The following is a 22,392-nucleotide window of genomic DNA, read 5'->3' on the forward strand; positions in this document are numbered from 1 at the left end:
ATGCTTAAGATAATTATTAAAAAACCCGGTTAAAGACCGGGTTTTTTTGTGGGTCAATAAATCCTTAATAATAATTATTACAATCGTTGACCGAGCAGGGTACCTTGTTTAATGGCGCGTTTGGCGTCGAGTTCCGCGGCAACATCGGCACCACCGATAATGTGGTATGTGTCATGTTCCTGATACAAATCACGGTTAGAGATCTGACCGGCACAGATAATCACATGATCAACATCGAGAATCTCATGTTTTCCGTCCCGTTCAATGTGTAGGCCGGCATCGTCAATTTTTATGTATTGCACACCGGTGATGGGTTTGACGCCTTTTTTGCGGATACTCAAACGGTGAATCCAACCGGTGGTTTTACCGAGACCTTTACCGGGTTTGGTGGTTTTACGTTGCATTAAGTATAAGGTGCGATAAGACGGCTCATCGTGAGCTTTTGTAAGGCCACCCGGGCTTTCAATACTTTGATCAATACCCCATTCTTGACAGAATTCCTCAACGGTTTGTGCTTGGTCGGGGTTTTCAACCGCCAGATATTCAGCCACATCAAAACCAATTCCACCGGCGCCCATAATCGCCACTTTTTGGCCGGCTTGTTTTTGACCTGAGAGTAATTCGTTGTAAATAATGACTTTATTGTGATCGATGCCAGGTAGTTTTGGCACCCGTGGTGAAACACCTGTGGCAATCACCACTTCATCATAGCTTTTGAGTTCTTCTTGTGTGACTTGATAATTGAGTTTTAATTGAACACCATACTCTTTAATCAGATATTGGAAATAAGCCATGGTATGGACAAATTCTTCTTTACCTGGAATTTCAGCGGCATAATTAAATTGACCCCCAATCTTGTTGGCTTTTTCAAATAAGGTGACTGTATGGCCGCGTTCAGCCAAGGTGGTGGCACAAGATAAGCCCGCCATGCCAGCGCCGACCACAGCGATGTTCTTGGGTGACACCGTTGCTTCGGTGATGTATTCGGTTTCATAACAGGCTTTTGGATTGACCAGACAGGTTGCTCTTTGGTTCTTAAAAACGTGATCAAGACAGGCCTGATTACAGGCAATACATGTATTGATGGCTTGCGCTTGTCCTAAACGGGCTTTCTTGACCAAATGCGGGTCGGCCAAAAAAGGACGGGCCATGGACACCATATCGGCCTGTCCTGAGGCAATGATGTTTTCAGCCACTTGCGGGTCGTTAATTCGGTTGGTGGTAATAATTGGTATTGAAATATGTTGCTTGATTTTTTCAGTAACCCAACTAAATCCGGCGCGTGGTACCATGGTGGCGATGGTGGGAATACGTGCTTCATGCCAGCCAATACCGGTATTGATTATACTCACACCGGCTTGTTCCAGGTCTTTGGCCAAACGAATGACTTCGTCGATGGCGAGGCCACCTTTGACCAGTTCCAACATTGATAATCTAAAAATAAGTATAAAATCATCACCCACCGCTTTTCGGGTTTGGCTGACAATTTCTCTGGCAATGCGCGTCCTATTTTCAAAGTTTCCGCCCCAATCATCGGTTCGGTCATTGGTTCTGGGCGAAATAAATTGATTAATCAGATAACCTTCAGAGCCCATAATTTCAACGCCATCGTAACCGGCTTTTAGTGCTAATTTTGCACAGTTAACGAAATCTTTAATCTGCTTATGGATTTGTTTATGTTTCAGTCTTTTGGGTTTAAAAGGTGTGATTGGCGATTTTTCATCAGTGGCAGAAACCACAAATGGATGGTAACCATAGCGACCTGCATGCAATATTTGCATGCAGATTAAACCACCGGCTTCATGGACAGCTTCGGTGACCAAACGATGTCTTTTAACTTGAAAACCGTATTTTAAAAAACCGGCTAAAGGCGCGGTCCAGCCGGAAATGTTGGGTGAAATACCGCCGGTGACAATGATACCGGCTTCACCTTCTGCACGTTCTTTAAAATAGGCCGCTAATTTTGGAAAATTCTTAGCGCGATCTTCTAAGCCGGTGTGCATTGAACCCATCAATACACGATTTTTGATGGTTTTAGAGCCGATGGTTAAAGGTTCGAGTAGGTGTGGGTATTGGGTGCTCATAATTCTTTTAATGCCTTAAATGCTTTTGTGGCTTGTTGCCAACGTTGTTGTTCCCAAAATGGGCGTTCTTTGTTAAGTGTAGAATGACCTTTAAGTTTATGAAGTCGGCGCAGGCTTTGACTGTACCCCGGCGCATCATGGTGATTAATCTGGGGTAATAACTCAGCACATAATTCCGGTTGACAAAGTAAAGCTAAATCCACTTGGGCCTCTCGACAAGCCAGATAACGTTGTTTTAAACCGCCGATACCGGTGGCCCCTGTCATGGCTAAATCATCGCTAATAATAACGCCTTGAAAATGCACTGTTTCACGCAAATGTTTAATCCATTTTTTTGAAAAACCAGCCGGTTGATCGTCCACATCGCTGTATATGACATGAGACATCATCACCGCATCAACTTTATTGGCGGTGATTAATGTTCTAAAAGGCACCAAATCCAAATTTTCGATCATATGTTGGGGGCGTTCGTCTTGAGTAATGTGATGATGAGAATCCGCTTTAACGGTGCCATGGCCGGGATAATGTTTAGCAGTGGTTTTCATGCCCGCTGCATGCATGGAACCGCTATACATTTTTGCCAGTTCAATAACCTCATGTGGATTTTGGCTAAAGGCACGATCACCAATAACATCACTGCCATTATTTATATCCAATACCGGTGAAAAGCTTAAATCGATGTCTGTGTTTAATAATTCTGCAGCCATAATCCAGGCGTGTAAATGGGTTAAAGCCAAACCTTGTTCTTGATTACTTTGATGGCGATTACCTAAAAGTCCCAGTGCCGGTAATTGGCTGAAAGGGGCTCTAAAACGAATCACACGACCGCCTTCCTGGTCCACAGCAAGCAGAAAATTTTCACCGCGAATGGCACGGATTTGTTGTGTCAAATGACGTAATTGTTGGTAATTTTCATAATTACGTGCAAAAAAAATCACGCCGGACACCAAAGGGTGCTGCAGAAGCTTTTTATCTTGCTTCGTGAGAGTGAGGCCTTCTATTCCAATCATTAGCGTTGTCATGGCGACATTATAACTTAAATACGCCATTTACATCATTTGCGCCATGATAAGATTTACTGTGGATAATTTATATATTCACTGTGGAATTTAAGCTACCTTAGCTGGTTATGAAAATCTTAACTTGTTTCGGTGTAAAGACAAATTTATGTGTCTGGATTTGTGGTTTTGTTGAGGCTTGTTCTGATGACGGTTTGAAGTCACTTTATTAATATTAAGTTGTTAGGTATTCGATTTTCTAATTATTACGGCATTTGTCCTTAAATGTCATGCAATGTCCAAAAGTTGTCCTGATAAAAAACCTGTTATATTTCAAACTATCAGCGAGTAAGAAATGGGTGCTCATCAAAGATATTTACAAGAGGCTGGTATAAATTCTGTGGAAGGCTGATTGATTTAAAGTAGTCGGGAAAGCTTTCCAGCTTTTTTTTCTAATCGCGTTTAACGTAATTTAGGCAATCCTCAGATGGCCTCTTTGGGGTTTTATCTTGATTAATTCAAAGCGCTCTACCCAAGAGAGCGGTAAATAGTTAATACAAAAAGAGGAACTTTTCATGCCAACTTTTCATCAGAAATTAATTGTTATTTTATTGGTTTCACTTAACGCTTATGGTTTAGCTCAGGCCGAAAAGCCAAGCAAGTTATTGGCAGACTTTAAGCAGCCAGTGCTAAATTATACAAAACAATTATCTCAAACCAGGCCTTTTAATCAGGCCATTATTGTTAAATTTAAGTCACCCAGCGAATCACACGCTTTAGCCATTAATCGCATGAGCGATGTCAGCCGACAAATAAATGTTGAATTTGAGTTTAAGCGGATGATGTCCGGTGATGCTGAGGTCTGGTATGTGAATAGTTACGACAGAACCGCATACAGTGATTTATCTGCCGTGCTAGAACGGTTAAATCAAGATCCCAATGTTGAATATGCTGAAGTTGATGCTTTAATGAATCATTCACGATTACCTAATGACCCGCGATACAGCGAGCAATGGAACTATAAAAACACCGCTGGTGGCATACGTTTGCCCGGTGCGTGGGATATCAGCACCGGTTCAATAGGTGTTAATGTTGCTGTTTTGGATACCGGTTACAGGCCACACCCTGATTTAGTCGGTAATATCGTCAATGAATATGACATGATTTCCGATTTGCTTGTATCTAATGATGGAGACCTTCGAGACGGCGATGCCCAAGATCCTGGAGATTGGCTTGTGGCCAATGAATGCCCTGGAGGCAATGGCGCTAAAGACAGTTCATGGCATGGCACGCATGTCGCCGGTACCGTGGCTGCCATGTCTGATAATGGTGTTGGTGTCGCGGGTGTTGCTTGGAATGTTGGCTTGATACCTATCAGGGTGCTAGGGAAATGTGGTGGATATAATTCTGATATTGCTGATGGTATTCGCTGGGCCGCGGGATTAACGGTTCCGGGTGTGCCTGTCAACACCACAGCTGCAGATGTCATTAATATGTCATTAGGAAGTTATGGTTCGTGTACAAACACCATTCAAGATGCCATTAATGCCGCTCATAATGCCGGTTCCACCGTTGTCGTCGCTGCCGGAAATAGTAATTCTTCATCGACCTCATACCAACCCGGAAATTGTAATCATGTTATTAATGTCGCCGCTGCTACAAGTCACGGTGCGCGGGCATTTTATTCTAATCATGGTTCAAATATCGATATCACCGCACCCGGTGGCGATTTTTGCAACACCACCGAGTTTTTTTGGTGGTATGGACCAGAAGCTGACTGTGAAGGAGGTCTCTTGGATGAAACCCGCATGATTTTATCAACTTATAATAGCGGCACCACTGTACCTGTTTCTGACAGCTATGGATGGTTACAGGGTACTTCCATGGCTACACCGCATGTGTCAGGAATAGCGGCTTTAATTAAATCGGTGAATGGTTCGTTGTCACCGGCCATGATTAAACAAATCATTCAAGATTCTGCCGACAATTTTGCCAGTGTTGACAATTATCAATGTGATACCAGTATTTGTGGTGCCGGTTATGCCAATGCCGTCGCTGCCTTGCAAATGGCATTAACAATGGCTCCTGATTTAATATTTTCCAATGGTTTTGAATCAGATGTTATTTTCAAAGATGGGTTTGAGTAAATGATGTTAAGACATTTATAGGGCCCGCCCGCTTGGGCGTGTTTTTTTTTAGAAATTGAAATCTATTTTGCTATAATGGTTTCAAAACATTTACACGCCTTCATAAACAATGCAAGACAGCCCAAGTAATCCCCCGTTGGATGAGCAGCTTTATCAGCAACTTAGACGGCTGGCCAATTCTCTCATGGTTAAAGAACGTGTCGGTCATACTCTGTCGCCCACTGATTTAGTGCACAATGCTTACATAAAACTCTCAAACTACGAACATGGTTTTCACGATAAAAAACATTATTATCGGACGCTGGCGCAACAAATGCGTCGCTTGCTGATTGATTATGGGCGCTATAAAGGCTCGGCCAGAAATGTAGGTTCGCTAAAAGCCACTCACTATACAGATTCTTTGGGTATCACTTCAGAGCCAATCGATATGCAGCGATTGAGTGATGCTGTGGACGCTTTGGGAGATATGGATGAGCGCAGCCAAGAAATAACGCAACTGGTGTATTTCGCAGCGCTGCCTGTGAATGAAGTGGCTGATATGTTGGAATTATCTTTAGCCACCGTTGAGCGTGATTTAAAATTTGGTCGTGCTTTTTTGAATGATTTTATCTGTCATGAATAACTGTCCTTGTCGCCGTTCCCATGTCTAATATTGGACCACAAGTTAAAGCTTTATTTGATCAGTGTCTGGGTTATCCGGAACAGCAACAAATGGCCTTTGTTGCTGCATCAGATTATCCCGAAGCGGTGAAGCAAAAAGTGCTGGCTTTACTCAAGCACCAAAACACAGACATTAATATTTCTGAATTGATACTTGATGCCGTTAAAAACAAGTTAGTCATCGAAGATTTAAAAGCCGGTGATCAGTTTAATGAGTATGAGCTGGTTAAACGCATTGGCCAAGGTGGTCAGGGTGATGTTTGGTTGGCCAAACGTGTGGACGGCCAATTTGAACAACAGGTGGCGATAAAAATTTTAAAGCCTATTTACCAGCAAAAAGAAGAACAACGGTTTTTGGCTGAGCGCGCATTACTGGCTCAGTTATCACATCCTAATATTGCGCAATTAATCACCGGTGGAATGTATTCTGATGACCGCCATTATATGGTTCTGGAATGGATTGACGGTACCGATGTCATTGCATATACCAAACAAAATAAACTCTCTCTAAAACAACGTTTACGGCTGTTTATCCAGATTTGTGAAGCGGTGGCCTATGCCCATCAAAACGGCATCATTCATCGTGACATTAAACCATCTAATGTATTGGTCGATAACAATGCAGTGGCTAAGTTGCTTGATTTTGGTGTGGCTAAATCAAAGAATGTCAATTTAACGGAAACCCAGCATGACCAGATGTTAACCATGGCTTATGCCAGTCCTGAGCAACTGAAGGGTGATAAGGTTTCCACCATTAGTGATGTATATTCTTTAGGATTATTGCTCTATGAATTATTAACGAATCAACCTGCGCATCAAATAAACAATAGTTCACCGGCGCAATTGATTGAAAGCGTCACAACCCAAATGCCAATGGCACCCAGTGAGCGACTGGCAAATGACGAAAAAAAATCACTATCAACAAAAATAGATAAGGAACTGGACTACTTGGTTTTGATGGCTTTAAGAAAAGAGCCTGAACGACGATATCAAACGGTTAACGATTTAAAACAAGATGTTATAAACTATTTAGACCATAAACCCCTGATGGCCGGCGGTGATAGCTGGTGGTATCGAAGTAAAAAGTTTTTATTAAGAAACCCGCTGGCCACCGCCATGGCTATATTGTTATTAGCAGCGGTGTTATTTTTGCAAATCTCTTTGGTTAACTTTAACCGACAATTAGCCGTTCAGCGGGATCAGGCTGTGACGGCTCAGACTCAGGCAGAGCATCAAGCCGAACTGGCCAATAAAACCCGTGATTTTTTATTGAATATTTTGGAAGCAGCTTCACCTTTGGGTACAAAAGGACAGGATATTAAATTGCAGGATGTGCTCGCCATTGGTGAAAAACAAATAGTTCACAGCCTCAACAATAAACCCGAAACTAAAACTGAGTTATTAAAAACATTTGGTTCGATTCAGCATAATTTAGGGGACTACTCCGCAGCCTATAGCTATTATGAAAGTGCGTACGATTTAGCTAAAACCCATGATTTTTTTGAGAAAGCCATGATGGCACAAGTCAAAATGGCCTTAAATGCCGCCTGGATGAGTGACTATGAATTGGCACGGAAAAACTTAAATGAGGGCGATAAATTGTTAGCTAAAGTCAACACGTTTGAACAAATAGCTTGGTACCAAATTGAAAAAGTCACTGTAGTTACTGAAATTGGGCAGCGGGAAGAAGGTCTGGCATTGGCAAAAGAGGTGCTTGCTGAGGTTAAGCAAGCGGGTGTAACGGACCCAGAATTGATGGGACGTATTCATCATGAATTGGGTATTTGCTATATTCAGTATGACAATGAACAATCCCATCTGCATCTCAGTCAGGCTTTACAATTGGCCCGTCAAGTATTTGGTGATTTTCATCCCAAAACTTATCAGCGTATGCTCAGTACAGCCAGTGCATTACAGCGGCTTGAACGTTTTGAAGAAGCCGATCAGCTATTTATAAATGCTCAACAGATTGCTGAACGGCTGTTTCCCGAAGGTCATCCCAGTTTAGGACAGTTTATCGCTGAACGGGCGGTGCACTTTCACGATCGTGGTGCCTTCATGAAAGCCTTAGCCATGTACCAAAAAGCTCTGGATATGGCCGCCAAAAAAGGCAAAATGTCGGAAAACTATGCCATCAGATTAAATAATCTGGGTTATTTGTATGAGGATTTAGGGCGTTATGAAGAAGCTGTTAACATGTATCGCGAATCCATTGAAATCCGTCAACATTTACTGGGCGAAGACAGTTTCAGTGTGGCCAGTGCCCGAAGTAATTTGGCCAGAGTTTTAGCAAAATTAGATTACCTGAAGGAAGCTGAAACATTAAGTCATCAATTTATGCCGGTGTATTCAGCCCATGAACGTGACAATTTTTATAATGAAGTAACACTTTGGGTTATTAAAATTAAACAATCCATGGACGATAACTGTCAACAAGTGGTTAAAGATATGCAGCCTTTTTTGCAGCGTTTGGCCAATCAATCCAATAAAAGCTGGCGCCGTCTTGGGGCTGAATTTTGGTTAGCGCAAAGTTTCTATCAATGCCATCGCTATGATTTGGCAAAAACCTTATCTCAGTCAGTGTTGTCGCTGAATGACACCATTTATCTGTTTGATTCTTATGGTCATAAGCTGATTAAAGATAAAACCGAAGTCATGCTTAAACACACTAATTGAGGTGGGCTTGGGCAATTGATTGGATTTTTTCAATCATGGCATTGAGTCCGTTACTGCGGGTTTGAGATAGATGGGAGGACAATCCGATAAGCTCGATAAAGTCGGGGTCCGTATCAACAATATATTGGGGTGTTTGGCCTGAATAAATCGTCATCACCAAAGCAATTAAACCAGAAACAATGGCGGCATCTGAATTGGCGTAAAAATGTAAATGGCCGTCTTTGTATTCGTGAATCAGCCATACTTGTGATTGACAACCGGCCAATAGGTTTTTATCGACTTTATGCTTGGCATCAAGCTCCGGCAATTCTTTACCCAAATCAATGATGTATTGGTATTTTTGTAACCAATCGTCGAATAAATCAAACGTTTCAATAATTTCTTCTTGGTTATCCATTTCGGTCATAACGGTAATCTCTTAAGTTGTGTCGATTTATTTAAAATGCCAGTTGGTGCCGTCAGCAGTGTCTTCAATAACAACGCCCATTGTATCTAATTCATCACGAATGTCATCTGAGCGTTGCCAGTTTTTTTCTGTTCGAGCAATTTCGCGTTCTTTTAGTAACTGCTCGATGGTGCTTTTAATGTTTTTATCAGTGACTTGCTTATCGTCAAACCACTGTGTGGGATTTTGTTGTAAAACACCCAATATTTGTGCAGAACTCATCAGTCGGCCTTTGATTTCAGTGAGCTCAGCAGAGCTTTCTGTTTTTTGCAAAGTTTTAGCCAGTGCGATTAATCGGGCAAATGCTTTTGGGGTGTTTAAATCATCATTTAAAGCGGCAACCAGTTCCTTGTCCGGTGCTGTCTCTTGGGTCTTGATGTGTGAAAAGTCAGCCAAAATTCGGTACAGGCGGTCTAATGTTTTCTGTGCCTGATGGATGCTGTCTGTGGACCAGTTTGCGGATTGTCGATAATGGGCATTGAGTAAAACCCAGCGCACAACCTCGCCGCCATGCTTGTCCACAACATCGCGGATTAGTTCAATATTGCCCAGGGATTTCGACATTTTTTGGTCGCTCATGGTAATGAAGCCATTGTGTAACCAGTAACGGGCGAATAGTGGCTGGTCATTGGCACAACAACTTTGCGCGATTTCATTTTCGTGATGTGGAAAGATTAAATCTTGACCACCACAATGTATGTCAATGACCTCGCCTAAATGTTTCGCTGCCATGGCGGAACATTCAATGTGCCAACCGGGTCGACCACGGCCCCAGGGACTCTCCCAACCGGGTAAGTCATCTGTAGATGGCTTCCAAAGCACGAAATCCCCCGGGTTTTTCTTGTAATCTGCAACATCAACACGGGCGCCGGCACGCATATCGTCGAGATCGCGTTTTGATAATTGTCCGTATTCGGGATAGGTGGTGACATCAAACAATACATGTCCGTCTTGTTCATACGCATGCTGTTTATCAATCAAGGTTTCAATCATGATAATCATTTCTGCGATGTGTTCGGTGGCGTGTGGCTCTATATCTGGCGGTAGCACATTCAGAGAGGCTAAGTCTTCATTATAGGCTTGGGCGTATTTGCCGGAAATGGCTTGTATGGATTGACCGCTTTGTTGTGATTGTTTATTTATTTTATCATCCACATCCGTGATATTGCGCGCAAAAACCACTTGTGGGTAATGATGGCGTAATAGACGATTCAAGACATCAAAAACCACGGCCGGTCGGGCATTCCCGATATGTGCGTAGTTATACACGGTGGGACCGCATAGATAAACGGTAACCCGATTTTTATCCAAGGGTATAAATGGCTCTTTTTCGCCGGTTAGGGTGTTTTGTAATTGCAATGCCATGGTATTTTGCAAATAAAAATGCCTATTGTAAATCATCGATTACGGCATTGCACAAAGATTCAAGCCAAGCAACCAAAAACGAAAGACTTTATGATTGATAAAATGATTTCAAATAATCAGTCTTGTTATCGTCGTCAGTTTTTATGATAATAGGCGATTGTTTATTCCAGATGGCTTTTTATAACTCCATAAAAATCAATCAGTTACATGAAAAACCCTATGCCAAAAGTTGAGCAGCTGCACGTCAATTCTGCAATAAAAGCCAATAACCTTGTGCGGTTTACATATTTAAACCAACCGCAAGGTGATGATTTAACCGTTGTCTTACCGTTTGAGGTTTTGGCACAATCAAACGGCTACCAGGAAATTTGGCAAGACGGTGGTCAAACCACTGAGATAATAAGACAAGATAACCGTTTATCCATCAAAAGTGAATTTTTTCTGGTGCTGATTTATACATCAGAATCTCCGCATTTAGATGATGTGGTCAGCGATGTCTATAACGATGCTTTACAAAGCAGCCAAGATAAAGACTATCCACATTTAATTCGTGTTTGGAATTTCTTCCCAGCCATTAATGATGATATGGGTGGTATGGAAAATTATCAGCGATTTTGTGTTGCCCGTCATGCTTTACTGGATCAACATAACCAACTGGGTCAACCCAATCCGGCAGCCACAGCCATCGGCACTCATAATCATAAATCAACTTATGTGTTTGTATTTTCCAAAACATCCGGAAAGGTGATTGAAAACAACCGGCAGGTGTCTGCCTGGGAATATCCATTGCATTATTCTCCAAAACAACCGCGTTTTTCGCGGGCCTTACAGTTTGGTGATTTATTGATGTGCAGTGGCACTGCCAGTGTCGTTGGTCATGAAACCAAGCATAAAGACGACTTGTTGTTACAATTCAAAGAATGTATGGCTAATATTAATGTGTTGTTAACTGCCTCCGACATTGATGTACCATTAGAAGGTGGCTTATTTCGGTTTTATTTACGGGATTCAGCTGATTTAAATAGTTTGCAACAATACATTGCACAAGCAGGATTGCGTCAATTTGTGATTTTGGGTGGTGATATTTGTCGTGAAGACTTATTGGTTGAATGTGAGGCAGTGTTTCAAAACAACTAAAAAATAGGTTATGATGTTAGTGAAGGGTAATAATTTCAAAACAAGTCAATCAATCATTGATTTAACAGATAACTATAGACCTATATAGGATACAGACATGTCAGACGTGTTTAATGATACAGAATATGATGAGCTTTATTTAAGCGAGCGCTATCAAAACAGCAGTTTTTTTGAGCTCAGTGTGGAGTCGATGAATCGATTTTTATCGATGTGTCATCGCCGTAAATTCCCCAACAAAACCACCCTGATTCGCCCGGGTGATTTGGCCAATACCCTGTATTACATTGTGAGCGGTTCAGTCACCATTTCTTATGAAAATGACGAAGGCAAGGAACTTGTTTTGGCTTATCTGAATAAAGGTGACTTTATCGGTGAGATGGGCTTGTTCATGAAAACCGAACGTCGCGAAGTGATGGTCAAAGCCAAAGAAAAAACAGAAGTCGCTGAAATCGGCTACATGCGTTTGGGGCAATTATTCCAAAATGAACTGAAAGACGACGCCAGCCATATTTTATATGCCATCGGCACCCAATTAACCCATCGTTTGCTACAAACTTCGCGCAAAGTACATCGTCTGGCTTTTTTAGACGTGACCGGGCGAATTGCCCGTACTTTATTGGATTTATGTAAAGAGCCGGCGGCATTGTCGCACCCGGAAGGCACCCAGATAAAAGTATCGCGTCAGGAAATCTCTCGCATTGTCGGCTGTTCCAGAGAGATGGCCGGTCGGGTACTGAAGGAATTGCAAACCCAGGGTAGTATTGCTGTTAAAGGGCACACCATTGTTATTTTGCACAAACGTGAAGATAAGCCGGCGATTGATGATAAACCAGCAGACGATTAAATAACTTTAAGCATTGTCATATTGTCGTCATGAAACCACTTTAAGATACCGTTGTTTTTAAAGCTGCCTGATTAATTATGACAAAACAAATTATCATCGTTGAAGATGATCCGGCCATTCGTGAAATGATGGCGTTTTCTTTGAGCAATGCAAATTTTCAGGTCTGTAAAGCAGAGAATGTCACCCAAGCTTTAGATTTATTACAGCGCCAACGTCCTGATTTGGCGGTGATTGATTGGGGCTTGCCGGATATCAGCGGGTTGGAATTAGTGGCCATGATTCGCCGTGATGATGTGCTTAAAGATTTACCCATTATCATGTTAACAGCCCGCGCTGAAGAACGGGATAAAATAAAAGGTTTGGAATACGGTGCCGATGATTATTTAACCAAACCGGTATCCGTTCAAGAATTAATTGCCCGTATCAACGCCCATCTTCGGCGGGCACAGGGCTATGAAGAAAACAGACAGATAAACTATCATAACATCCGTTTAGAGGTGGATGCGCACCGAGTTTGGGTGGATGACGAAGCACTTTTACTGAGTTTAACCGAGTTTAAGTTGCTCAAATTATTATTGCAAAACAGCGAAAAGCTGCTTAGCCGCGAACGGATACTGAACCATGTGTGGGGTCACAATGCCACGGTCGAAGATCGCACTGTGGATGTTCATATATTACGTTTACGTAAAGCCTTAAAACCCTTCAACAAAGAACGTTGGATTAAAACCGTGCGCGGTGTCGGTTATCAACTCATGCAAGACTGAAATCCAATTTTACTTGAGCATAGGCGCTAAAAAACGACCGGTGTGGCTTTTCTTATCTTTGGCAATGTGTTCAGGGCTGCCTTCGGCCAATATTTCACCACCACCCTGACCCCCTTCAGGACCTAAATCAATAATCCAATCCGCGGTTTTAATGACATCCAAATTATGCTCAATCACAACAATGGTGTTGCCATTATCCCGAAGCCGATGCAGCACCTTAAGTAATTGTTTGACGTCTGCAAAATGCAGGCCGGTGGTGGGTTCATCTAAAATATAAACAGTTTGACCGGTGTCGCGTTTGGATAATTCTTTGGCCAGTTTAACCCGTTGCGCTTCGCCGCCGGATAAGGTGGTGGCATTTTGTCCTAAGGTGATATAACTCAAACCCACGTCCAACAGTGTTTGTAGTTTATCAGCCACTTTAGGAATGGCACTGAAAAACTCCGCCGCTTCCTCAACCGTCATGGAAAGTACTTGATAAATGTTTTTACCTTTGTATTTCACATCCAGCGTTTCGCGGTTATAGCGTTTCCCTTGGCAGGTATCACAAGTGACATAAACATCCGGTAAAAAATGCATTTCTACTTTAATCAAACCATCGCCTTGACAGGCTTCACAGCGTCCGCCTTTCACATTAAAGCTAAAACGTCCGGGCTTATAGCCGCGGGTCCTGGCTTCCGGCGTGGCTGCAAACATGTCTCGAATTGGACCAAATAATTGGGTATAAGTGGCGGGATTGGAACGCGGTGTGCGACCAATGGGTTTTTGGTCAATTTCTACCACTTTATCAAATAATTCGATGTGCTCAAAACGGTCATAAGGTTGTGGTTGTTGTGATGCACGGTTTAATTCGTTGGCCAGAATTTTGTAAAAGGTTTCATTAATTAAAGTGGATTTGCCTGACCCTGACACGCCGGTAATACACGTTAATAGTCCTGCGGGAATGGTTAAATCGACATGTTTTAAATTATTACCCGAAGCACCAATCAGTTTAAACAGTTTATCTTTATCGATTGGGTGTCGCTTTTTAGGGATATCGATGGCCAGTTGACCAATTAAATATTGTCCGGTAATGGAGTTTGGGTTGTTACAAATATCTTCGGGCGTTCCCTGGGCGACAATTTCACCGCCATGAACACCGGCACCTGGTCCAATATCAACCACATGATCGGCGGTACGAATGGCGTCTTCATCGTGTTCAACGACAATCACTGTATTGCCTAGGTTTTTTAAATTAACCAGGGTTTTTAATAATTTTTCATTGTCGCGTTGATGCAGGCCGATAGAAGGCTCGTCAAGGACATACATCACCCCAACCAAACCGGCACCAATTTGACTGGCTAATCTGATGCGTTGTGCTTCTCCGCCTGATAATGAATCGGCTTTGCGGTCTAAAGTCAGATAGTTCAATCCCACATTAACTAAAAAACTCAAGCGTTCCTTAATTTCTTTAATGATTTTCTCGGCAATTTGACCTTTTTGACCAACCAGTTTTAATTGTTCAAAATGTTGATGTGCCTGAGCAATGGATAAGGCATTGACGGTGGGGAGATTGGTACCTTCCACAAAAACATTGCGCGCACTTTCGTTTAAGCGTTGGCCATGACATACCGGGCAAGGTTTTTTGCTAACAAATTTATTGAGTTCTTCGCGCACCATGGATGATTCGGTTTCTTGGTATCTGCGCTTGTAGTTGTTAGCAATGCCTTCAAAAGGATGGCTGCGCTGGTATTCGCCTTTGTCACTGTAATAGGTGAATTTAATGGGTGTCTTGCCGCTGCCATGAAATAATACCTCTTGCACCTCATCGGATAAATCTTTTAAGGGCGTATTGACATCAAAATCATAAGCCTGGCCCAGGGCCTTAAGCATTTGAAAATACCAACCATGGCGTTTGTCCCAGCCGCGAATGGCGCCTTGCGCCAGGGATAAATCCCAATTTTGCACGATGCGCTGCGGATCAAAAAATTGACTAATCCCTAAGCCGTCGCATTCAGGACAAGCACCGTTCGGTGAGTTAAAAGAAAACAAGCGAGGTTCCAGCTCACTTAACGAGTAATCACATACCGGACATGAAAACAAGGAGCTAAACAATAAATCGACCGGCTTTTGGTCATCGCTGTCATCAAATGAGACCACCTGGGCGAGGCCATCACTTAAGGATAAAGCCGTTTCAAAAGATTCTGCCAGACGTTGTGCCATATCGTCTTTAATCCGAAAACGATCGACCACCGCTTCAATGTCATGTTTTTGTTTGGGGTTGAGTTTCGGTAAATCGTCTATGTTATAGACCCGACCATCAATACGCACCCGCACAAAACCACTGCCACGCAATTGATCCATCAGCAGTAAATGCTCACCTTTGCGGTTTCGCACCACCGGCGCCAGCAGCATCAGTTTGGGATTGTTTTCGAGGGCTAACACCGTGTCCACCATTTGTGAAACCTCTTGGGCCTCTAATGAAATATCATGTTGTGGACACCGTGGGGTACCGATGCGGGCATACAATAACCGGAGATAATCGTATATTTCTGTGATGGTACCGACGGTTGAACGTGGATTGTGTGAGGTTGATTTTTGTTCGATGGAAATTGCCGGCGACAGACCTTCAATGTGATCTAGATCGGGCTTGTCCATCATCGATAAAAATTGGCGTGCATAAGCGGACAATGATTCCACATAGCGGCGCTGGCCTTCGGCATAAATGGTATCAAAAGCCAATGAGGATTTACCAGAGCCGGAAAGCCCGGTGATAACAATAAACTGATCACGCGGTAAGTCAACGTCAATATTTTTTAAGTTGTGGGTTCTGACGCCGCGCAGTGAAATATATTTCATGGGTTTTTAATAGTTGTCCGTTTGGAGGTGGTCAAAAGGGGGCTATTTTAGCGTAAACCGTCTACAAACCGAAATAAGCTTTAAAACTTAGTCATTATGTGGGAGCGATTGTCAAAGTGGCGTGATAATAGCCTGTTCACTTTATTGGCTGCGACAATTTGTCACATCACAGGGCCCAGTTAACTATATAAAATACCGCCTTTTAAAAAATGAACCGAAACATGAAATCCCTATATTTCACCGTATTTTTACTTGTTTTTCCTGTACTAAACTTATTGGCCGCTGAACAAACACCCAGTGATGAAGAAAATCTGGATGATATCGTGGTGCCCGGAGTGATTTTAGCATTGCCGTCCGTTAAATTGTTCCCCGAGCAGTCATCGGTGATGTCGGATACCGCCGAAGTCCTTAAAAAAATGCCTGGTGCAAACGTCAATCGCAATGGTTCTTTAAGCGGTATTGCCCAATACCGCGGCTTATTCGGTGATCGCGTCAATGTCAACAATAACGGTCATCAAGTGTTGTCATCTTGTAGCAATGCCATGGATGCGCCGATGAGTCATCTGCCGGCTTCCCAGGTTGATGCCGTGGTGTTATACCGTGGTATCAGTCCAATTAGTCAGGGCATAGAAACCATTGGTGGTAGTATTGACGTGATTAGTAAGAAAATCGCCACTCAGGAATCAGGTTTAAGCGGTGATCTTAATTTAGGTTATAACAGTGTCAATGAAGGCTTGTTAGGCGGTGTTAATTTGGCGGCTAAAAAAGGCCATCACGGCTGGCAATTGGGCGTTTCCTATGAAGATGCTGATAGCTATGAATTTCCCGGTGGCAGCAACTATTTTACCGGAATCAATCGTGAATTTTATAAGCTGGCTTATCAATATGAAGATGATAACCGCTTCTTTGAAATTGCCAGTAATTATAATGATACCGGAGAAACAGGAACTCCGGCTTTACCCATGGATATTACCTATGCCAGGGGTGGGGTAACATCTGTTCAATTTAATCAGAATCTGGACAATGAATGGTCATTTTTTGTGGATGGCTCAATTCAAGACACCGATCATTTAATGGACAATTACCGCTATCGCCAACAAATGCCGGCCATGTATCGTGAGTCTTTTACCACGTTATCTCAAACCGCTTTAACCTTTGGCGCACTAAAGAAGTGGAATTCCGGTGATTTAATGCTGGGTTATGATTATGACATGACTGAACATGGCGCCGATATCAGCAGTCCCGCCAATGCCATGCTGGCTATAAAAAATTATGATACTGAGCGCCAGCGACACAGTGCATTTGCAGAATGGCAGCAACAATTAAATCAACAACACAGTTTGGTGTTGGGTTTACGAGCCACATACGTTTCACAGGATGCAGCGGATGTGGCCAGTTCAATGGCGATGATGAATAACGATATGGCTCATTTGCATCGCACCTTACGCGATCGATTTAACGCTGCTGATCGAGCAACCAGTGACAGCAATATTGATTTAGCCTTCAACTGGAAACACCGCGTCAATGAGCACCTCCAAATGGATTATGGCGTGGCGATGAAAAATCGCACACCCGGTTATCAGGAACTGTATTTATGGCTGCCACTGGAAGCCACTGCAGGCTTGGCCGATGGTCGCCAATATTTAGGCAACTTAGCACTGAATTCGGAAACCGCCTATCAGTTGGAATGGGGCATTGCTTACCAACGCGGTGGTTTCCAAATGGAACCCCATTTGTTTTATCACCGTATAGACGATTATATTCAAGGTATTCCCAATACTTTGATGCCGGCACCGAATGGTACTTTACGTTATGCCAACGTTGATGGTGAATTGTATGGCGCTGATCTCACCTTGCGTTATCGCTTTTCCGATCACTGGTCACTTACTCATGTCAGCAGTTATGTGCGTGGTCAGCGGCGTGATGTTGATGATAATTTATACCGGATTGCGCCATTGAATGGCCACACAGAAATCAGTTATGAGCGCAATGCCTGGCGTTTTTCAGCTGAAATGGTCAATGTTGCCAAACAGGATAAGGTGGCATTAACAAATAATGAGAAAACCACACCCGGTTATGGAATCTTGAATTTAGCGGTTGATTATAAGATTGGCCAAATGCAACGCATTAATGCGCAGTTTAGCAATGTTTTTGATAAGCGTTATTATGACCACACCGGCGGTTATAACCGCAATAATCTTAATTCTGATGTCGGTTTTAACAACAATGATTTGACTGCATTTCGTTTACCCGGTGAAGGATTTGGCATGGCCGTGACTTATTTTTTGCAGTGGTAAGTCGTTAGTAATTTAATTCGTAAATCAAAACAAATCAAAAACATCTGAGACCTTTGTATCAAACTGAGTTGGTTTTGACGTGATTCATGTTTACTGCAAAGGTCTCCAATAGTGACACCTTGTTTTATGATGTTCTAAAAACCATGCAAGCCAAAGACAATTCCAGTATGATAATGACTTTTTAACATAATAGAGGAGGCCTTATGGCGGATAACCAAGTCGATGTACCGGTGGTGCCGGCGGAACGGAATATTGCGGAATTAACAATTAAAGCCCTGGTTTTAGGGGCTCTTTTATCCATGGTTTTGTCTGCAGCCAATGCATATATTGGATTACTCGTGGGTTTGACAGTGTCCGCGTCAATTCCCGCAGCGGCAGTGTCCATGGGCTTATTGCGTATGTTCAGACGTTCTACCATTTTAGAAAACAATATGGTTCAGACTGCGGCCTCAGCAGGTGAATCTTTGGTGGCCGGTATTATCTTTACCATTCCAGCATTAGTTATCATGAAAGCATGGAGTGGTTATGAATATGGCCCAATGGTGGCCATTGCCGTGGTTGGTGGAATTTTAGGTGTGGCTTTCACCATTCCGCTCAGAAAAGCCTTGATTGTGGAAGCTAAATTAAAGTTTCCTGAAGGTGTTGCCACTGCGGAAGTACTGAAAACCGGCGGTATTGAAAATGATCGGTTACATGATGTTAAAGATACTGTGGCCTCTCAGGGTTTTGCCACTTTAATAAAAGCCGCGGTCATTGGTGCTGTGGTGAAATTATTAGAATCGGGACTGGGTGTATTATCTGCAGGGATTGCCACAGTCAAATCATGGTTTGGCGGCAGCTACTTGTTTATGGCCAATATGACATTATCGCCGGCATTATTGGGTGTCGGATTTATTGTCGGTTTAAACATCGCTTTTTTGGTTTTTTTAGGCGGTGTTATTGGCACTTTAATTGGGGTGCCATTGAACTGGGCCTTTAATGGTGATGCACTGATGGCTGCCACAGGAATTGATGCGGCCACACCATTAACAAGCTTAACCACTGAACAATGGTCACAAATAGCTGGTGAATCTTGGCAAAATAACCGTCGCATTGGTGTCGGCGCCATGATGATTGGCGGTTTATGGTCATTGATCAGTTTAGCTAAACCTTTATGGCAGGGTGTTAAATCCAGTCTTGATGCTTACAAAAACAGTGATAACCACCAAGGGGGTATTCCTCGAACAGAGTTTGACACTCCGATTCATTATGTTGGTTTGGTGGTGTTGTTAGCCATAGCACCGGTGTTTTACATTTTCAAAACCGCTTTAGGTGATTATCCTGATGCCAATTTAATTGCCACAATTATGACTGTGTTGATGTTGGTTTTTGGTTTTATTTTCTCTTCAGTGGCCGGTTATATGGCTGGTTTAGTGGGTTCATCCAACAATCCAATTTCCGGTGTCACCATTGCCACCGTTATTGTTTCGGCTTTAATTTTATTTCAAATTATGGGTAATGAAGGTCCGGCAGCGACTTTAGGACCGATTGCAGTGATATTCTTGGCCGGTTTAATTTGCTCCGCAGCGGCGATTGCCGGTGATAACATGCAAGATTTGAAATGTGGCCATGTGGTTGGCGCCACACCGTGGCGTCAGCAAATTTTTCAAGTGGTTGGCGTGGTTTCAGCGGCGTTGGTAATTCCGTTTGTGTTAAATGTATTGGACCAGGGTTATGGCATTGGCCGACCATCTCCGTTGAATCCTGATGCCATGCCATTAGCCGCGCCGCAAGCCGGTTTGATGGAAGCTCTGGCCAGTGGTATTTTTGGCGGTGGGATTGAGTGGACGTTTATTTTTATCGGTTTTGCTTTGGCCATCGTTTTGATTATTTTAGATAAAATTCAGGAAAAACGAGGCTCAGATTTTCGTTTTCCGGTACTGGCAGTGGCTGTGGGAGTTTACTTACCCTTGGGGCTTTCAGTGCCAATTTTCATCGGCGGTTTGTTGTCCTATTACTTACAGAAAAAAGCCATGAAACAACCCAAAGAAGTTCGGGGGCGCAAAAACGCTGCAGGCTTGCTCTTAGCATCCGGTCTTATTACCGGAGAAGCGTTGATGGGCGTACTTGTGGCGATTGCTGCGGTAACGTTCCAGGGGCAAGTACCCTTTATGCAAGGTTTTGCTTGGGCAGGCTGGTTAGGCGCACTCACTTTTGTGGCCGTTATTATTTATACCTATCGCAAGGTCAATCAGAGTTAATCTACAGTCATATAATGTACACTAAAAAAAGCCCGAACAATTTCGGGCTCAGACTAATGACAAACCCCTGTTTTTTTCAGGGGTTTGTTGCTTTTAGGCTTTTTTATTAATAATTGGCTGTTAGTAACCTGAACTTTTAACCGATACTTAAGTAGGCTTAAAAGTTTTTGATATGGCAGTTATTGTTGTTTAAATTTACTTTTTGAGGCTGTTTTAGTTGGTTTTTTCGGATTATGCGGCCATTAAAGCCATTTTCTTGATGTTCTGAGCTGCAGCAACCATCAGACACTGTGCTTTGACCTTGTTGATGCCTCGATAGCGTGCATAACGATATTGATGAAGCTCTTTAGCATCGGCAAATGAGCGTTCCACCGTTTCTTTCCTACGCTTATAAATCNTCAGGCTAATGACAAACCCCTGTTTTTTTCAGGGGTTTGTTGCTTTTAGGCTTTTTTATTAATAATTGGCTGTTAGTAACCTGAACTTTTAACCGATACTTAAGTAGGCTTAAAAGTTTTTGATATGGCAGTTATTGTTGTTTAAATGTACTTTTTGAGGCTGTTTTAGTTGGTTTTTTCGGGTTATGCGGCCATTAAAGCTATTTTCTTGATGTTCTGAGCTGCAGCAACCATCAGACACTGTGCTTTGACCTTGTTGATGCCTCGATAGCGTGCATAACGATATTGATGAAGCTCTTTAGCATCGGCAAATGAGCGTTCCACCGTTTCTTTCCTACGCTTATAAATCTGTTTGCCTACGGCACTAAGCCGATGTTGGTTTATGCGCTCTTTGGATTCTTCCCATACATGTCTTGTCACTGTTTTCTGGCTGTTGGCACTTTTGGTACATTGTGATTTAACCGGGCAGTTAGTGCATACTTTGGGATTGGATTTATAATGCTTGTAGCCAATTCTATCAGTGGTACTGTAGCTCAGTTTCTGACCTTCAGGGCATTCATAATAATCACCTTCTGGGTGATAAATATATTGTCTTTTATAAAAGTAACCTTTCTTGTGATTGGGTCTTCGATAACTTATGACGCCATATAATTTCCTGTCTTCTATTCCTTTGCATATACTGGCAGTAAAGTAGCCGGCATCCAATCCCACCGCTGTTGGTTTTAGGGAGAATCGTTCAACCTGTCTGTCTATACGGGATAAGTAAGGTATCGAGTCGTGAACATTGCCGGCTGTGACATGAACATCGGTGATGAAGTTACAATAACCATCAACTGTACGATGATCAAGGTAGAAAAAACCTTTGGGCTTTCCGTCTCTGACCATATAGCCACTGTCCGGGTCTGTGGTGCTTTGTTTGATTATTTTTGTTTCAGGCTTTTGTTCTTTGGCCTTAAGGGGCTTTTTTCCATGATTTTTACGATCCTCCGTTACCNAACCTGTCTGTCTATACGGGATAAGTAAGGTATCGAGTCGTGAACATTGCCGGCTGTGACATGAACATCGGTGATGAAGTTACAGTAACCATCAACTGTACGATGATCAAGGTAGAAAAAGCCTTTGGGCTTTCCGTCTCTGACCATATAGCCACTGTCCGGGTCTGTGGTACTTTGTTTGATTATTTTTGTTTCAGGCCTTTGTTCTTTGGCCTTAAGGGGCTTTTTTCCATGATTTTTACGATCCTCCGTTACCGACTGTTCAAGTGTCTGAATATAATCCTTACTACTTACGCGGCCTTCTTTTTCAACCCACTTGCCTTTGTTGGCATTGGCTTTGATGTGGGTTGAGTCTGTGTATAAATGATGACCTTTGATCAGCCCTTTGCCCATCGCCTGGATGACAATCTCATCGAATATTTGTTGGTATACATCTGATTCATTAAAGCGACGACGACGATTTTGACTTAAGGTCGAAGCATCTGGAATTTTCTCAAGCAAACC

At 42.8% G+C, this 22,392-nt stretch carries 13 protein-coding genes and 3 pseudogenes; 8 read left to right on the plus strand and 8 right to left on the minus strand.

Features of this window, described 5'->3' with window-relative positions; all coding sequences use genetic code 11:
* Nucleotides 1-77 precede the first annotated feature (77 nt).
* Nucleotides 78-2,084, minus strand: coding sequence for an NADPH-dependent 2,4-dienoyl-CoA reductase (locus OS173_RS03315; protein ID WP_267182855.1), 2,007 nt, complete (start codon nucleotides 2,082-2,084; stop codon nucleotides 78-80).
* A complete protein-coding gene (gene nagZ / locus OS173_RS03320; protein WP_267182856.1) occupies nucleotides 2,081-3,106 on the minus strand; it encodes a beta-N-acetylhexosaminidase in 1,026 nt (341 codons plus the stop codon). Before nagZ ends, OS173_RS03315 begins: the two co-directional genes overlap by 4 nt.
* 551 nt (nucleotides 3,107-3,657) lie before the next feature.
* On the opposite strand from nagZ, the gene OS173_RS03325 reads away from it, so the two are divergent.
* The 3 genes from OS173_RS03325 to OS173_RS03335 all read left to right on the plus strand — a co-directional run bounded on the left by OS173_RS03325 (nucleotide 3,658) and on the right by OS173_RS03335 (nucleotide 8,565).
* The gene (locus OS173_RS03325) at nucleotides 3,658-5,229 is read left to right on the plus strand and encodes a S8 family peptidase (RefSeq protein ID WP_267182857.1); all 1,572 of its coding nucleotides are present in this window, start codon (nucleotides 3,658-3,660) and stop codon (nucleotides 5,227-5,229) included.
* Nucleotides 5,230-5,338: 109 nt separating this feature from the next.
* Nucleotides 5,339-5,851, plus strand: coding sequence for an ECF-type sigma factor (locus OS173_RS03330; protein WP_267182858.1), 513 nt, complete (start codon nucleotides 5,339-5,341; stop codon nucleotides 5,849-5,851).
* A gap of 20 nt (nucleotides 5,852-5,871) precedes the next feature.
* A complete protein-coding gene (locus tag OS173_RS03335) occupies nucleotides 5,872-8,565 on the plus strand; it encodes a serine/threonine-protein kinase (protein ID WP_267182859.1) in 2,694 nt (897 codons plus the stop codon).
* On the opposite strand, the gene OS173_RS03340 is transcribed toward OS173_RS03335, so the two are convergent.
* Both OS173_RS03340 and cysS read right to left on the minus strand, forming a co-directional pair.
* The gene (locus OS173_RS03340; protein WP_267182860.1) at nucleotides 8,558-8,971 is read right to left on the minus strand and encodes a SufE family protein; all 414 of its coding nucleotides are present in this window, start codon (nucleotides 8,969-8,971) and stop codon (nucleotides 8,558-8,560) included. The two genes, OS173_RS03335 and OS173_RS03340, sit on opposite strands and share 8 nt — an antisense overlap.
* Before the next feature lie 27 nt (nucleotides 8,972-8,998).
* Nucleotides 8,999-10,375 (minus strand): cysteine--tRNA ligase, encoded by a 1,377-nt coding sequence (cysS, locus tag OS173_RS03345; RefSeq protein ID WP_267182861.1) that lies wholly within the window; start codon nucleotides 10,373-10,375, stop codon nucleotides 8,999-9,001.
* Between the two features lie 219 nt (nucleotides 10,376-10,594).
* Here cysS and OS173_RS03350 point away from each other — a divergent pair, with 219 nt between their 5' ends.
* From OS173_RS03350 to OS173_RS03360, 3 genes are all read left to right on the plus strand, one after another.
* Nucleotides 10,595-11,512 carry a chorismate transformation enzyme, FkbO/Hyg5 family gene (locus OS173_RS03350; RefSeq protein WP_267182862.1) on the plus strand — a complete coding sequence of 306 codons (918 nt, stop codon included), beginning with the start codon at nucleotides 10,595-10,597 and terminating at the stop codon, nucleotides 11,510-11,512.
* Nucleotides 11,513-11,609: 97 nt separating this feature from the next.
* A complete protein-coding gene (gene crp / locus OS173_RS03355; RefSeq protein ID WP_456085695.1) occupies nucleotides 11,610-12,356 on the plus strand; it encodes a cAMP-activated global transcriptional regulator CRP in 747 nt (248 codons plus the stop codon).
* Between the two features lie 77 nt (nucleotides 12,357-12,433).
* Entirely contained in the window at nucleotides 12,434-13,120 is a 687-nt protein-coding gene (locus OS173_RS03360; RefSeq protein WP_267182863.1) for a response regulator, read from the plus strand.
* A gap of 9 nt (nucleotides 13,121-13,129) precedes the next feature.
* Here the strand turns inward: OS173_RS03360 and uvrA are convergent, their stop codons facing one another.
* Nucleotides 13,130-15,958, minus strand: coding sequence for an excinuclease ABC subunit UvrA (uvrA, locus tag OS173_RS03365; protein WP_267182864.1), 2,829 nt, complete (start codon nucleotides 15,956-15,958; stop codon nucleotides 13,130-13,132).
* Nucleotides 15,959-16,179: 221 nt separating this feature from the next.
* Between uvrA and OS173_RS03370 the strand changes: the two genes are divergently transcribed.
* Together OS173_RS03370 and OS173_RS03375 are read left to right on the plus strand one after the other, a co-directional pair.
* A complete protein-coding gene (locus OS173_RS03370) occupies nucleotides 16,180-18,255 on the plus strand; it encodes a TonB-dependent receptor (RefSeq protein ID WP_267182865.1) in 2,076 nt (691 codons plus the stop codon).
* A 203-nt stretch (nucleotides 18,256-18,458) separates the two neighbouring features.
* Nucleotides 18,459-20,495, plus strand: a complete 2,037-nt coding sequence (locus OS173_RS03375; protein WP_267182866.1) for an OPT family oligopeptide transporter — start codon at nucleotides 18,459-18,461, stop codon at nucleotides 20,493-20,495.
* 231 nt (nucleotides 20,496-20,726) lie between these two features.
* On the opposite strand, the pseudogene OS173_RS03380 reads toward OS173_RS03375, so the two are convergent.
* From OS173_RS03380 to OS173_RS03390, 3 pseudogenes are all read right to left on the minus strand, one after another.
* Nucleotides 20,727-20,891 (minus strand): annotated as a pseudogene (locus OS173_RS03380) (transposase); the annotation flags it as partial.
* A gap of 185 nt (nucleotides 20,892-21,076) precedes the next feature.
* Nucleotides 21,077-21,886 (minus strand): annotated as a pseudogene (locus OS173_RS03385) (IS1182 family transposase); the annotation flags it as partial.
* A 5-nt stretch (nucleotides 21,887-21,891) separates the two neighbouring features.
* Nucleotides 21,892-22,392, minus strand: a pseudogene (locus OS173_RS03390) (IS5/IS1182 family transposase); the annotation flags it as partial.

The sequence above is a fragment of the Marinicella gelatinilytica genome, assembly GCF_026410405.1.
In the GTDB taxonomy this organism is placed as follows: Bacteria; Pseudomonadota; Gammaproteobacteria; order Xanthomonadales; family Marinicellaceae; genus Marinicella; species Marinicella gelatinilytica.

Excerpts from the sequence above, each read along its gene's own strand:
- OS173_RS03370 (WP_267182865.1), top strand. The coding sequence starts at position 16,180 with ATGAAATCCCTATATTTCACCGTATTTTTACTTGTTTTTCCTGTACTA.
- OS173_RS03330 (WP_267182858.1), top strand. The coding sequence starts at position 5,339 with ATGCAAGACAGCCCAAGTAATCCCCCGTTGGATGAGCAGCTTTATCAG.
- OS173_RS03315 (WP_267182855.1), bottom strand. The coding sequence starts at position 2,084 with ATGAGCACCCAATACCCACACCTACTCGAACCTTTAACCATCGGCTCT.
- OS173_RS03350 (WP_267182862.1), top strand. The coding sequence starts at position 10,595 with ATGCCAAAAGTTGAGCAGCTGCACGTCAATTCTGCAATAAAAGCCAAT.
- crp (WP_456085695.1), top strand. The coding sequence starts at position 11,610 with ATGTCAGACGTGTTTAATGATACAGAATATGATGAGCTTTATTTAAGC.
- nagZ (WP_267182856.1), bottom strand. The coding sequence starts at position 3,106 with ATGACAACGCTAATGATTGGAATAGAAGGCCTCACTCTCACGAAGCAA.
- uvrA (WP_267182864.1), bottom strand. The coding sequence starts at position 15,958 with ATGAAATATATTTCACTGCGCGGCGTCAGAACCCACAACTTAAAAAAT.
- OS173_RS03340 (WP_267182860.1), bottom strand. The coding sequence starts at position 8,971 with ATGACCGAAATGGATAACCAAGAAGAAATTATTGAAACGTTTGATTTA.
- OS173_RS03375 (WP_267182866.1), top strand. The coding sequence starts at position 18,459 with ATGGCGGATAACCAAGTCGATGTACCGGTGGTGCCGGCGGAACGGAAT.
- OS173_RS03360 (WP_267182863.1), top strand. The coding sequence starts at position 12,434 with ATGACAAAACAAATTATCATCGTTGAAGATGATCCGGCCATTCGTGAA.
- OS173_RS03325 (WP_267182857.1), top strand. The coding sequence starts at position 3,658 with ATGCCAACTTTTCATCAGAAATTAATTGTTATTTTATTGGTTTCACTT.
- OS173_RS03335 (WP_267182859.1), top strand. The coding sequence starts at position 5,872 with ATGTCTAATATTGGACCACAAGTTAAAGCTTTATTTGATCAGTGTCTG.
- cysS (WP_267182861.1), bottom strand. The coding sequence starts at position 10,375 with ATGGCATTGCAATTACAAAACACCCTAACCGGCGAAAAAGAGCCATTT.